Source organism: Vibrio natriegens NBRC 15636 = ATCC 14048 = DSM 759 (genome assembly GCF_035621455.1).
Taxonomy (GTDB): Bacteria; Pseudomonadota; Gammaproteobacteria; order Enterobacterales; family Vibrionaceae; genus Vibrio; species Vibrio natriegens.
Genome location: NZ_CP141822.1, coordinates 2,616,989 through 2,631,027, shown reverse-complemented (window position 1 = coordinate 2,631,027; position 14,039 = coordinate 2,616,989). Strand labels below are relative to the sequence as shown.

Here is a 14,039-nt window from a genome sequence, read left to right as displayed (position 1 = left end):
GAGCATCTGCTCTGGCTTTGTCGTTTTAGTCAGCGGACATTTACTGCTCTAGATAAAGCTTAGCGGTGGTCGTGACCTTAATCATTTCATCCTGTAGCTCAAACATTTCCGGCTCAATGTCGTTAAGTTCAGCGCCTGAGCGAAGTGCTTGCTCCAGCGTCGCACATAATGATTTTAATCTTGGAACGCCGCAATACGAGCTACTGCCGTGCAGCTTGTGAATGACATGAATAAGCTCTTCACGGGCAAAGTTTTCTTCTTCTAGAGCTTGAGCAACCACTCCATCCACTTCTGGGATAAAGTCGATTAACATGCGCAGCATATCTTTGGCCAAATCTTCTTTATTCGCACTCTGTTTCAACGCGGCTTGCCAATCGATAATGACATCTTGGTGAGCCTTTTCTGTTGCATTTAGTGCTTCACCTTCTTGTTCATCAACATACGAAGGTGTGACTTTTCTGAAGCTTTCCGCGCAAGCATTTGGGTTCCAGTGAACCAAAACCTGTTGCAGCACATGCTCTTCTATTGGTTTGGTGAGGTAATCATCCATACCCGCTGCGAGTAGACGGTCACGCTCGCCTGCCATCGCATGTGCGGTTACCGCAATGACTGGCGTATCTTTGTTGAGCTCAATCTGCTTGATATGTTTACAGGCGGTCACCCCATCCATATGTGGCATTTGGATGTCCATGAATATCATGTCGTACTTTTTCTCGGTCGCCAGATTCACGGCTTGTTGACCGTTACTGCATGCGGTTACCGTTTCAACGCGCTCTTTCAGCAAGGCCGATATAAGCTTCAGGTTGGCGGGGTTATCGTCAACAGCGAGAACGTGCAGTGGTAAACGTTCTTCTTCTACCGTCTTAATTGGCGCTTTCAGTGGCTGAGGCGATTCAACATGTTCGCTGATCAGACTTTGTAGTAATCGACGGCGGGACAAAGGCTTGGTCAAACACTGGATTTGATGTTCCTTCATGATCTGGTCTGCCAGAGCAAGCTCGGTACTTGGCGTCCCCATGATCACGCTTGGTGCCATTTGCTTAGCTTGTTCTATCCAGGCTTCAACCGATTGTTCATCGTAAGTCTGGTTTGCAGCCAAATTAAGTAACACGTAATCGTAGTGCTCATTTGCTTCAGGCAACGAGGAGCGATAAGTGACTAAGATGCCTTCCTGGCTTAGGATCTGCTGCGTTACTGATGCTGCCTGCATGTTTGGTTCCACCAATAACAGCTGTTTGCCAGTAAGCAGTTCAATCTCGATAAGGTCGCTCATTGGCATTTCTGTCGAGTTGAGGCGAAGGGTAAACCAGAACGTAGAGCCCTGGTGCAAGCGGCTGGTCAGGCTGATTTCTCCCCCCATCTGGCTAACCAGTTTCTGGGTAATGACCAGACCAAGACCTGTACCGCCATAACGGCGAGAGATGCTGGCATCGGCTTGGCTAAATGCCTGGAAGAGCTGCGCTTGCTGACGCTCTGAAATACCGATACCGGTATCGCGAACCATAAATTGCAATTCGACCGAATCGCCAGACTGGGAACGCATTTCCACACTGATATCAATGTTGCCGCGCTCAGTAAACTTGATCGAGTTACCAACCAGGTTAGTAAGAATTTGCTGAATACGCAGAGGGTCACCAACCAAGCCTGGTGGAATTTTAGGATCGACTTTGAGCGTAATTTCCAGCCCTTTCTCATGCGCACTGGTCGCTTGAAGGTTAACGACTTCTTCCAGACTTTCACGGAAATCAAACGGGATGTTTTCCAGAGCCAGCTTACCCGCTTCCAGTTTAGAAAAGTCGAGGATATCGTTAATAATATTCAGTAGGTTGTTTGCTGACTTTTCGATCGTTTGCAGGTAATCCGTCTGACTATTAGAAAGTTGCGTTTTGAGCATCTGGCGCGTAAAGCCAATCACGCCGTTTAGCGGGGTACGCAGTTCGTGCGACATATTGGCCAGGAACTCTGATTTCACACGTGCGGCTTCTTGAGCACGCTTCTTCGCGATGTCTAACTCAACGTTCTGGATTTCCAGCTGTTCTAATGTTTCACGTAGGTCAGAGGTAGCCTGATCGATACTGTGTTGCATCTCGACGTGGTATTCCGAAAGTGAGACGGCCATGGCGTTGATACCATTTTTCAGCTGATCAAGCTCACCGTGCATTTTCCCTTCGATACGAACGTCTAAGTGGCCGCGTCGAATACGGTCTACAACGTTTTTCATGTGTGTGATCGGCTGAGTCACATCATGCATTAAACGAGAGGCGAACACGCTGGCAAGACCGAGTCCTAAAATAAGTACCAAAAAGGCTGAGAAGACTTCCTGATATTGCTGAAGACGCAGAGACGAGAGATCCAGCTCCACGGCAATGTAGCCGATGGCTTTGGTCGCTTGGCTTTTGTTAGACAGATCCGTCAGGTAATGCCCTTCAGATAAAATAGGCACACGCAAAATCAGGTAATTATCGTAGATTTCCGAATTTCCCAACTGTGGGATAGGCTTATCTTTCGGAAACATCAACGCTTCGAAATTAGGGTGGAAGTTTGAGGTTACAAACAGTTCATGATGCGCATCGAAGACGGCAATGCTTCGAACCAGTTTCGAGTTTTTGCGGTGAGCGTAGCTGATAAGGCGTCGGACTGCTTCACGGCTTTCTGTCATTAGGTGAGATTCACTGGCAATCGCTAGCGGTTCGATGATGCTATTACCTGTGGTGATAACTTGTTTCTCAAGATCCTGATAGCGGTTAAATGAGAAAAAGCCGCTCAGCAATAAGCCAATAATGAGAGTGGGAGCGAGAGTCAGTGTAATTACACGTGCTCGTAAGCCATATCTGGTCATGTTATCTAATTACATCGGAGTCTGGATATGGGAAAATAACGCATTATTTCTCAAGCGCACGATAATGCCTTGAGTAAAGAAGTGACGTCACCGAATAAACGGTAAGCATAATCAAGTCACTCGAATCACACAACGGCTGCAATCAAGAATAGTGAAGCCGTAGGGCAATTAGACACAAATCAGGCACAGAGCATGGCACGCATCTTTCAACCGAAAAAGAAAACCCAACTCAACACTCGTCACCAGCAGGTGCACGTTGAACGTTTGGATCATCATGGCGCGGGTATCGCTTACCTAAAGAAAAAGCCGCTATTTATTGATGGAGCGCTGCCAGGTGAGGAAGTGGTGACACAGCTGGTGGAAGAGAAAAGTAAGTTTGCCCGCGGTAAGCTGATCAAAATTTTGCAGTCAAGTGACACTCGTGCTGAACCATTCTGTCCGCATTACCATGAGTGTGGTGGCTGTGATTTACAGCACTTGGAATATGACCAACAATTGACGCACAAACAGCAGACACTGCGTCAGCTCATGCGAAAATTTGCAGGCAGTGATATCGAACTTGATGCGCCAGTATTAGGCGAGCAGCTTGGCTATCGACGTCGAGCACGCGTAAGTCTGTTTGTGGATAAAAAAACGCGCCAACTGCACTTTGGTTTTCGCAAAAAACAAAGTAAACAGATTGCTCAGGTGACCGATTGCCCAGTGTTGGCTCCACAGCTGAACGTTTTGCTTCCGGAAATTTACGCAGAGCTAAAACAATTTAAAAAGCCCGATCAACTTGGTCATGTTGAGCTGGTCTTAGGCGATAACGGACCTTGTATTACGCTGCGCCACATGAGTAATCTGACTGAACCGGAAGTTGAGGCTTTGGTTAAGCTTGCTGAGCGTCATAACGCCACGCTGTACCTGATGCCGCAAACTGATCAGCTTGATTTAATTTCAGGCGAGATACCGTTTTATCAGGAAAATGGTGTGAAGGTACCTTTCACGCCAAATAACTTTATTCAGGTCAACCAAGCGGTAAACCAAAAAATGGTGGCTCAGGCCATCCAGTGGTTAGACCCGCAAGACAGCGATCGAGTGTTAGATTTGTTCTGTGGGCTGGGTAACTTTAGCTTGCCAATCGCTAAGTTGGCGAAACACGTTGTGGGTATAGAGGGGGTCGCTGAAATGGTAGAAAAAGCGACAAATAATGCATCCTTGAACCAAATCAACAACGCACAATTTTATCACGCTAACCTAGAGCAGGACTTTGACGGTCAGGTTTGGGCGGCAGAGAAGTTTGATAAAGTACTGCTCGATCCGGCGCGTGCCGGAGCGAGCGGGATCATCGATCAAGTTTCCGCTCTTGGGGCTCAGCGCGTGGTTTATGTTTCTTGTAATCCTGCTACCCTTGCAAGGGACAGTCAGAGCTTAATTGAACAAGGCTACAAATTAACCAAATTAGGTATGCTCGATATGTTCCCGCATACCAGCCATTTAGAATCCATGGCCTTGTTTGAAAAGTCCTAGCAATAGGGCGTTGGCCCTTTACTTGTGGTGGGGTCAAAAAGTCAGCACTCTATGCTGGCGAAAGAACTAATCTGGACGGTGTTAGTCAAACCACACGAATATAATAATTAGGACGATGAGATGGTTGCGGTAAGAAGCGCGCATTTAAATCAAAACGAACAGTTTGAACTCGAGCATTGGGTGGCTAGCCTGGGGCAAGAGAAAAACACAGCATCACGCTTAATTGAAGTGTACAGAGATTGCCAAAACATTTTGGCAGATCACGAGCAAGCGGAGTTATTGCTGTGGCGTGGACGAGAAATGATCGAGATTTTGATCACCTTGTCTATGGATAAAGCTACCTTAGTGGCAGCACAACTGTTCCCATTGGTTTCAAGTGGTGCTTTCAAGAGAGAACTGCTGGAAGAAAAATACAGTAAAGAAATCATAAAGCTGATAGATGGCGTTGAAGAGATGGCCGCCATCGGTCAACTTAATGTCACCATGGAAGGGGGCGCTGCGTCGTCTCAGGTAGATAACGTGCGTCGCATGCTGCTTGCCATGGTTGATGATTTCCGCTGCGTTGTTATCAAGCTGGCAGAGCGCATCTGTAACCTGATTGAAGTTAAGAAAGCGCCGGACGAAGTCCGTCGTGCTGCGGCAAAAGAATGTGCCAACATTTATGCGCCATTAGCGAACCGTCTTGGTATCGGTCAGCTCAAGTGGGAGATCGAAGATTACGCATTCCGCTACCAGCAGCCAGAAACCTACAAACAAATCGCGAAGCAGTTATCTGAGCGTCGTATTGTTCGTGAGCAGTACATCAAAGACTTTGTTGAAGACCTTACAGAAGAGATGAAAGCTTGTGGCATTAATGCTGAAGTGAGTGGGCGGCCAAAGCACATTTACAGTATCTGGCGAAAAATGCAGAAGAAGAGTCTGGCGTTTGATGAGTTATTTGACGTCAGAGCGGTGCGTATTATCGCCGATAAGCTGCAAGACTGTTATGCCGCGTTAGGTGTTGTGCACACCAAATATAAGCACTTACCAAGTGAGTTTGATGACTACGTCGCGAACCCAAAACCAAACGGGTATCAGTCCATCCATACCGTGATTCTTGGCCCTGAAGGGAAAACCATCGAGATCCAGATCCGAACCAAGCAAATGCATGAGGAATCGGAGCTCGGTGTTGCCGCGCACTGGAAGTACAAAGAAGGCGCGAGCGCACGTAGCGGGTACGATGAAAAGATCACCTGGCTGCGTAAACTTCTGGATTGGCAAGAAGAGATGTCCGATTCTGGTGAAATGCTGGACGAGCTACGAAGCCAAGTATTCGATGATCGCGTTTATGCCTTTACGCCTCGTGGTGATGTTGTCGACTTACCAATGGGCGCGACACCATTGGACTTCGCTTATCATATTCACTCCGAAGTGGGGCACCGCTGTATTGGCGCTAAAGTCGGAGGTCGAATCGTACCATTTACCCATAAGTTGCATATGGGTGATCAGGTCGAAATCATCACCTCGAAAGAGCCAAACCCGTCACGTGACTGGCTAAATCCTTCACTAGGTTTCGTTCATTCAGGTCGAGCTCGCGCCAAGATCAATGCTTGGTTCCGCAAGCAAAGTCGCGAGAAGAACCTAGAGGCCGGTCGTGAAATCCTAGAGCACGAACTAGTGAAAATTGGCGCGACCATGAAAGATGCAGAGCGTTACGCGCTGAAGCGATTCAACGTCAATACGCCAGATGAGCTGTACGTCGGTGTCGGAAGTGGTGACTTACGTATCAACCAGATCATCAACCACATCAATGCACTGGTTAACAAGCCAACCGCAGAAGAAGAAGACCAACAAGCCCTAGAAAAGCTGCAAGAAGCCGAGCACAAAGCGCCAGCACAAAGCCGACCGAAGAAAGATGCGGTGGTAGTGGAAGGGGTTGATAACCTGATGACGCATCTTGCGCGTTGTTGTCAGCCAATCCCGGGTGATGATATCTGTGGCTACATTACACAAGGTCGTGGCATTTCAGTGCACCGTAGCGACTGTGAACAGCTCGAAGAGCTAAGACATCACGCACCAGAACGTATTATTGATACCGTCTGGGGCAGTGGTTTTGTCGGTTCGTACATTCTCACCGTTCGAGTTGAGGCGATGGAGCGTGGTGGTTTGCTGAAAGACATCACCACTCTATTTGCGAATGAGAAAATCAAAGTCACCAGCATGAAGAGTCGTGTCGATTACCGTCGTCAGCTAGCCATCATGGACTTTGATCTCGAAGTGACCAATATCGAGGCGTTGTCGCGTGTTTCTAAACGTGTTGAGCAGATTAGAGATGTGATGTCTGTAAAACGTCTCGGCTAACTTTCACGTTGTACTTGTCATTTTTACTGCGTTAACTTCGCTTTCTCGCTCCATCACATGGTGAACCATGCTCAGGAGTCTCGAAAGCTTGTTGCCTTGTTAAAATAACAATTACTTAGTGAAAGGTGAGTACTAAAAGAAGCTACGCGGTGTTTGCTGTAAGCGAATTAATTAGAGGTGAGTGGTTATGCTGCTCGCCTTTTTGTTTAAAGGAACTCTTTGTTTAAGGGAGCTCTTTGTTTAAGGGAGCTCTTTGTTTAAGGGGAAAATATATGAGTCATCCAATTGAACAGCTTGAAGCGATCATGGCGAAGTTGCGTGATCCGGAGGGAGGGTGTCCTTGGGACCTGAAGCAGAGCTTTGACACCATTGTTCCGCATACGATAGAAGAAACCTATGAAGTTGTGGATGCGATTCAAAATCGAGACTGGCCAAATTTAAAAGAAGAGCTGGGTGATTTGCTGTTTCAGGTTATTTTTTACAGCCAATTGGCGAAAGAGCAGGATCTGTTTGATTTTTCAGACGTGGTCGAAACCGTAAATGAAAAATTAACTCGTCGTCATCCTCATGTTTTTTCCGATGTGGAGTTTGAATCCGATGCTGATATCAATGCCAATTGGGAAGCAGAAAAAGCGAAAGAAAAAGCACAAGTAGGCAAACAAGAAGAAAGTATTCTAGACTCAATACCAAACTCTTTGCCTGCACTTTCTCGTGCTACAAAGATTCAGAAAAAATGCGCGAAATATGGATTTGATTGGGACTCGCTTGGGCCTGTTGTGGAAAAGGTTCAGGAAGAAATCGATGAGGTAATGGAAGAAGCGATTCAAGTTGACCCAGACGATGAGAAAGTAGAACTCGAACTGGGTGATTTGCTTTTTGCTACGGTTAACCTGGCTCGTCATCTTGGTAAAGATCCAGAAGTGGCATTAGGTAAGGCGAATTTAAAGTTTGCGCGACGCTTTAAGCAGGTAGAGGTGAAGGTGGCTCAATCGGGCAGGGGATTAAAAGATTGCTCTTTGACTGAGCTTGATAAATTCTGGGATGAAGTCAAAAAAGAAGAATAGAGAGGGTGTCAATCGACAGCAAGCGGTTTTGAGACAAGTTTGACTCAGAAGATAAATATGCAGCCGTCTTCTCTTTGCTCACTTTGATTTGAAGCAAAAAATAAAAAATAGCAGTGTGATAGATTTCACGTTGTGGCGGTAAGGAGCTTCTGGTATATTTATCTCCCGTCCAGAAGCACTCCATTTCCCTCATTCAACCAATTTCAGGTTAAACATGACGACAAATTACATTTTTGTTACTGGCGGGGTTGTATCCTCTCTAGGTAAAGGTATTGCAGCAGCATCTCTTGCGGCTATTCTAGAAGCTCGTGGTCTTAAAGTGACTATGATGAAGCTTGACCCTTACATCAACGTTGATCCAGGCACAATGAGCCCGACTCAACACGGTGAAGTGTTCGTCACGGAAGATGGCGCAGAGACTGACCTTGACCTTGGTCACTACGAGCGTTTCATCCGCACCAAGATGACCAAGCGTAACAACTTCACTGCAGGTCGTGTTTATGCCGACGTACTTCGTAAAGAACGTCGTGGTGACTACCTAGGCGCAACAATTCAGGTTATCCCTCATATCACTAACGCAATTAAAGACCGCGTGATCGCTGGCTCTGAAGGTCACGATGTGGCTATCGTTGAAGTTGGCGGTACTGTTGGTGATATCGAATCATTGCCTTTCATGGAAGCGATCCGTCAGCTAGCGATCGAAGTTGGCCGTGAAAACGCAATGTTCATGCACCTGACGCTTGTTCCTTACCTGGCCGCAGCGGGTGAAGTGAAAACTAAGCCGACTCAGCACTCTGTAAAAGAGCTGCTATCTATCGGTATCCAGCCAGATATTCTAGTTTGTCGTAGCGATCGCATGATCCCAGCGAACGAACGTAAGAAGATTGCTCTATTCTGTAATGTTCCAGAAAAAGCAGTTATCTCAATGAAGGATGTGGATTCAATCTACAAGATCCCTCAACTAATTAAAGCTCAAGGTTTAGATGACCTTGTATGCTCACGCTTTGGTATTACAGCTCCAGAAGCTGACCTGTCTGAGTGGGAACAGGTTATTTATGAAGAAGCAAACCCAACTGGTGAAGTGACCATTGGTATGGTAGGTAAATACATCGAACTACCAGATGCTTACAAATCTGTAAACGAAGCGCTTAAACACGCAGGCTTGAAGAACCGTCTAAACGTGACAATCAAGTACGTTGACTCTCAAGATATTGAAACCCGTGGTGTTGAGCTTTTAGAAGGGCTTGACGCAATCCTGGTTCCTGGTGGTTTCGGCGATCGTGGCGTTGAAGGAAAAATCCGTGCAGCTCAATACGCACGTGAGAACAAGGTTCCTTACCTAGGTATTTGTCTAGGTATGCAAGTTGCCCTAATCGAATACGCGCGTAACGTTGCGGGTATGGAAGGTGCACATTCAACAGAATTTAACAAAGAAACGAAGTACCCTGTGGTAGGTTTGATCACAGAATGGGTAGACGAATCAGGTAACGTTGAAGAGCGTACTGAAAAGTCTGACCTAGGCGGTACTATGCGTCTTGGTTCACAGCTTTGTCACCTACAGAAAGGAACAAAAGCTTACGAACTATACGGTAGCGCGACGATCCATGAGCGTCACCGCCACCGTTACGAAGTGAACAACGTGCTTCGTCCGCAAATCGAGAAAGCTGGCCTGAAAGTGTCTGGCCTGTCTGCGGACAAGAAGCTGGTGGAAATGATTGAGAACCCAGAGCACCCATGGTTTGTTGCGGCTCAATTCCACCCAGAATTCACATCGACGCCTCGCGATGGTCACCCATTGTTTGCAGGTTTCGTTAAGGCCGCGGGTCAATTCTCACGCGGCGAGTTCGAGAAGTAAGTAAGGGATACGGGCGGCGGCGAAGGTTGTGCTGCCGCCCTTTAAAATTGACATTTATATTTGAAACGAGAGGAAACATTAATGTCTAAGATCGTTAAAGTTCTAGGTCGTGAAATCATCGACTCACGTGGTAACCCAACAGTAGAAGCTGAAGTTCACCTAGAAGGCGGTTTCGTAGGTATGGCAGCAGCTCCATCTGGTGCATCTACTGGTTCTCGCGAAGCTCTTGAGCTACGTGACGGTGACAAAGCACGTTTCCTAGGTAAAGGTGTTCTTAAAGCTGTTGAAGCTGTAAACGGCGCAATCGCTGAAGCTCTAGTTGGCAAAGATGCTAAAGATCAAGCTGCAATCGACGCAGTAATGATCGAACTAGATGGTACTGAAAACAAATCTAAATTCGGTGCTAACGCTATCCTAGCTGTTTCTCTAGCAAACGCTAAAGCTGCAGCAGCAGCTAAAGGCATGCCTCTATACGAGCACATTGCTGAGCTAAACGGCACTCCTGGTCAATTCTCAATGCCTCTACCAATGATGAACATCATCAACGGTGGTGAGCACGCAGACAACAACGTTGACATCCAAGAGTTCATGATCCAACCAGTTGGCGCTAAAACTCTTAAAGAAGGTCTACGTATCGGTGCAGAAGTATTCCACAACCTAGCTAAAGTTCTTAAGTCTAAAGGCTACAGCACTGCAGTTGGTGACGAAGGTGGTTTCGCTCCTAACCTTAAGTCTAACGCTGAAGCTCTAGAAGTTATCGCAGAAGCTGTTGCAGCTGCTGGTTACGAACTAGGTAAAGACGTTACTCTAGCTATGGACTGTGCAGCATCTGAGTTCTTCGACAAAGAAGCTGGCATCTACAACATGAAAGGCGAAGGTAAAACTTTCACTTCTGAAGAGTTCAACCACTACCTAGCTGAGCTAGCGAACCAATTCCCAATCGTTTCTATCGAAGATGGTCTAGACGAGTCTGATTGGACTGGCTTCAAGCACCAAACTGAACTACTAGGTGACAAGCTTCAACTAGTAGGTGACGACCTATTCGTTACTAACACTAAGATCCTTGCTGAAGGTATCGAGAAAGGCGTAGCTAACTCTATCCTTATCAAGTTCAACCAAATCGGTTCTCTAACTGAGACTCTAGCTGCAATCAAGATGGCTAAAGACGCAGGTTACACAGCAGTAATCTCTCACCGTTCTGGCGAAACTGAAGATGCAACTATCGCTGACCTAGCGGTAGGTACAGCTGCAGGTCAAATCAAAACTGGTTCTATGAGCCGTTCTGACCGTGTTGCTAAGTACAACCAACTTATCCGTATCGAGGAAGCTCTAGGTGAGCGCGCTCCTTTCAACGGTCTTAAAGAAGTTAAAGGCCAAGCTTAATTCTTAATTGAATAAAGTTTAGCTAAATAGCTTTTTGAAACCCTCGCTACGGCGGGGGTTTTTGTTTATTGGGGGTTGTTTAAAAGCAGATGCTTAAGAGCAATGAGCCGTTCTGACCGTGTTGCTGCTATACCTAAAAGAAAGCAACCAACTTATCCGTATCGAGGAAGCTCTAGGTGAGCGCGCTCCCCCTTTTTTCGCAAGAAAGCGGTCTTAAAGAAGTTAAAGGCCAAGCTTAATTATTAGCTTAACTTTATAGTTCTTTTAAATACCTCGCTTAGGCGGGGTATTTTTTTGCCTGAAGAATCTTTATGTGAATACGGTTCCAAAAGCTTTTCTTTACACTCTTTCATGTGAGGAGTCTGTGAGTCTTCCTTTATGCCCTAGAGGCAATCCCGCATTTATGCTATATATATCATCTTATCTAATTCCTTCCGGTACAGAATGTTAGCAACGATATGCGAATCTTTGTTATAGCCCTTACGTTACTGTTTGGCTTACTTCAATACACTCTATGGTTCGGTAAGAACGGGGTGTCTGATTACTATGCAGTAGAAGATGAAATCGAAGTACAGCAACAAGTAAACAGCAAGCTACAAGCTCGCAATAATGAAATGTTTGCTGAAATTGATGACCTAAGACAAGGTATTGATGCCATTGAAGAAAGAGCACGCCATGAGCTTGGCTTAGTCCGAGATGGTGAAACTTTCTACCGAATTGTTGGTGAGGAAAACCAGTAAGATGTTGGATACTGTCCCATCTCATATCGCTATTGTGCCAGCAGCTGGTGTCGGTAGCAGAATGAAAGCCGATCGTCCCAAACAGTATTTGTTGATTGATGGAAAGGCGGTATTAGAGCATACGGTCGAGAAGCTTCTTTCCCACTCTAAAATCGCTAAAGTAGTGGTGGCGGTTACCGAAGGTGATCCTTATTACCCTGAGTTATCTATCGCAAATCATCCCGACGTCATACGTGTGGATGGAGGCAAAGAAAGAGCCGATTCTGTACTTTCAGGGCTAAACTATGTGAGTACGGAACTCGCCAGTGAGTGGGTGCTGGTTCACGACGCAGCAAGACCGTGCGTAACGTTAACAGATATAGACCGTTTGATTGATGTTTGTATTGATCATCCTACTGGCGGCATTCTTGCTTCACCAGTGAGAGATACGATGAAACGTGCTAATTCAGTACAAAACATTGATCATACTGTCGACAGAGAAGCATTGTGGCATGCATTAACCCCACAAATGTTTAAAACTCAGCCCCTAAAAAATGCTCTGAGCGACGCTTTACAACAAGGCATCGCCATTACTGATGAAGCCTCCGCTTTGGAGTGGAAGGGCGAAGCGCCCGCTTTAGTTCAGGGCAATGCGAGCAATATAAAAATTACTCAACCAGAAGATCTCGCATTAGCTGAGTTTTATTTAAGCCGTGAGCGCGGCGAATAAGTAAGGATAGAAAATGATTCGAATTGGTCACGGTTTTGACGTACACAAATTTGGTGGTGAAGGCCCAGTTATTATTGGCGGAGTCTCTGTTCCTTATGAACAAGGGCTTATCGCACATTCAGATGGTGATGTGGCCTTACATGCGTTGAGCGATGCGTTGCTTGGTGCAATCGCGGCTGGTGATATTGGCCGCCACTTTCCAGATACTGATGACAAGTGGAAAGGCGCTGATAGCCGTGAGTTGCTGAAAGATGTCTACCGCAGAGTAAAAGAACAAGGTTATCGATTAGGTAATGCAGACATTACCATCATGGCACAAGCGCCTAAAATGGCACCGCACATAGAAGCAATGTGCGCGGTCATTGCTCAAGATCTTGAAACTGATATCAGTAACATAAACGTTAAGGCAACCACGACAGAACGCCTAGGTTTTACAGGACGTAAAGAAGGCATCGCTACAGAAGCTGTTGTTCTTTTGTTTAAGCAACAATAATCAACTTGTTCCCTAATGCTGCAAGAGCAGTGGAATTAAATCATGTCAGACATTTTATCTTCATTGGCATACCTAACGGGTAAGCCTGTCGCATCAGCAAAAATCAAAGCGCAACCAGAACATTTTCAGGTTAGCGAAGATCTCGGCTTTGCCTTTACTGGCGAAGGGGAGCATTTGATGGTGCGTATTCGTAAAACGGGTGAGAACACCAGCTTCGTTGCTAACGAGTTAGCTAAAGCGTGTGGTGTTAAATCTAAGGATGTGAGCTGGGCTGGCTTAAAAGACCGCCATGCGGTGACAGAACAATGGTTGAGCGTTCATTTACCAAAAGGTGAAACACCGGACTTTTCCGCGTTTTTAGCTCAGTACCCTAATATCGAAATTCTGGCAACGGATCGTCACAACAAAAAGTTACGTCCGGGTGATTTGGTTGGAAACGGATTTGTCGTCACTTTGTCTGAAGTGACAGACATCGCGGACGTAGAGCGTCGTCTTGAAAAAATAAAACAAGTTGGCGTGCCGAACTACTTTGGTGCTCAGCGCTTTGGCAATGATGGGAATAACCTAGAAGAAGCCCGTCGTTGGGGGCGTGAAAACGTACGTACTCGAAATCAAAATAAGCGCAGTATGTACCTGTCAGCCGCGCGATCTTGGATTTTTAACCGCATCGTTTCTGCGCGTTTAGAGCAGGGCATGTTCGACAAGTTTGTCGAGGGTGATGTTGCACAAACCTCCGCAGGTAACGTGACGGTTGATGCGAGCAATATAGCGGCGATGCAAGCTCAGTTTATCGATGGAGACGCGGCTATTACTGCTGCACTTGCTGGTGATAATGCATTACCGACCCAAGCCGATGCTTTGGCATTAGAGCAACCGTTCCTAGATGAAGAGCCTGACTTGATGGCGCTTATCCGTGGTAATCGCATGCGTCATGATCGCCGTAATGTTGCACTAAAGCCACAAGATCTTGCTTGGAGCGTTGAAGGTAACAATATTACGCTGACTTTCTCATTAGATGCTGGCTCGTTCGCTACATCCATTGTTCGTGAGTTAGTCAACGAGGTAAAAGTAGAAAGAGAATACTAATGGAACAAGATTCACCAA

The 14,039-nt window shown here is 46.3% G+C and carries 10 protein-coding genes; 9 read left to right on the top strand and 1 reads right to left on the bottom strand.

Annotated features, from left to right (window positions below; translation table 11 throughout):
* Window positions 1-40: 40 nt before the first annotated feature.
* Window positions 41-2,839: a two-component sensor histidine kinase BarA gene (gene barA / locus VER99_RS11865; RefSeq protein ID WP_020333974.1), complete on the bottom strand. Its 2,799-nt coding sequence runs from the start codon at window positions 2,837-2,839 to the stop codon at window positions 41-43.
* 192 nt (window positions 2,840-3,031) lie between these two features.
* Here barA and rlmD point away from each other — a divergent pair, with 192 nt between their 5' ends.
* From rlmD to truD, 9 genes are all read left to right on the top strand, one after another.
* Window positions 3,032-4,351 (top strand): 23S rRNA (uracil(1939)-C(5))-methyltransferase RlmD, encoded by a 1,320-nt coding sequence (gene rlmD, locus VER99_RS11860; RefSeq protein ID WP_020333973.1) that lies wholly within the window; start codon window positions 3,032-3,034, stop codon window positions 4,349-4,351.
* A 120-nt stretch (window positions 4,352-4,471) separates the two neighbouring features.
* Window positions 4,472-6,691, top strand: coding sequence for a GTP diphosphokinase (gene relA, locus VER99_RS11855; RefSeq protein ID WP_014232988.1), 2,220 nt, complete (start codon window positions 4,472-4,474; stop codon window positions 6,689-6,691).
* Window positions 6,692-6,963: 272 nt separating this feature from the next.
* Complete coding sequence (mazG, locus tag VER99_RS11850) at window positions 6,964-7,755, top strand: nucleoside triphosphate pyrophosphohydrolase (protein ID WP_020333972.1); 792 nt, start codon at window positions 6,964-6,966, stop codon at window positions 7,753-7,755.
* Window positions 7,756-7,969: 214 nt separating this feature from the next.
* Window positions 7,970-9,610 carry a CTP synthase gene (locus tag VER99_RS11845; protein WP_020333971.1) on the top strand — a complete coding sequence of 547 codons (1,641 nt, stop codon included), beginning with the start codon at window positions 7,970-7,972 and terminating at the stop codon, window positions 9,608-9,610.
* Window positions 9,611-9,691: 81 nt separating this feature from the next.
* Window positions 9,692-10,993, top strand: coding sequence for a phosphopyruvate hydratase (eno, locus tag VER99_RS11840; RefSeq protein WP_014232985.1), 1,302 nt, complete (start codon window positions 9,692-9,694; stop codon window positions 10,991-10,993).
* A gap of 458 nt (window positions 10,994-11,451) precedes the next feature.
* On the top strand, window positions 11,452-11,733 hold the full coding sequence (gene ftsB / locus VER99_RS11835) for a cell division protein FtsB (protein ID WP_014232984.1): 282 nt from the start codon (window positions 11,452-11,454) through the stop codon (window positions 11,731-11,733).
* Between the two features lies 1 nt (window position 11,734).
* A complete protein-coding gene (ispD, locus tag VER99_RS11830) occupies window positions 11,735-12,442 on the top strand; it encodes a 2-C-methyl-D-erythritol 4-phosphate cytidylyltransferase (protein ID WP_020333970.1) in 708 nt (235 codons plus the stop codon).
* Window positions 12,443-12,455: 13 nt separating this feature from the next.
* On the top strand, window positions 12,456-12,935 hold the full coding sequence (ispF, locus tag VER99_RS11825; RefSeq protein ID WP_014232982.1) for a 2-C-methyl-D-erythritol 2,4-cyclodiphosphate synthase: 480 nt from the start codon (window positions 12,456-12,458) through the stop codon (window positions 12,933-12,935).
* Between the two features lie 42 nt (window positions 12,936-12,977).
* Window positions 12,978-14,021 (top strand): tRNA pseudouridine(13) synthase TruD, encoded by a 1,044-nt coding sequence (gene truD, locus VER99_RS11820; RefSeq protein ID WP_020333968.1) that lies wholly within the window; start codon window positions 12,978-12,980, stop codon window positions 14,019-14,021.
* The last annotated feature ends 18 nt before the right edge of the window (window positions 14,022-14,039 follow it).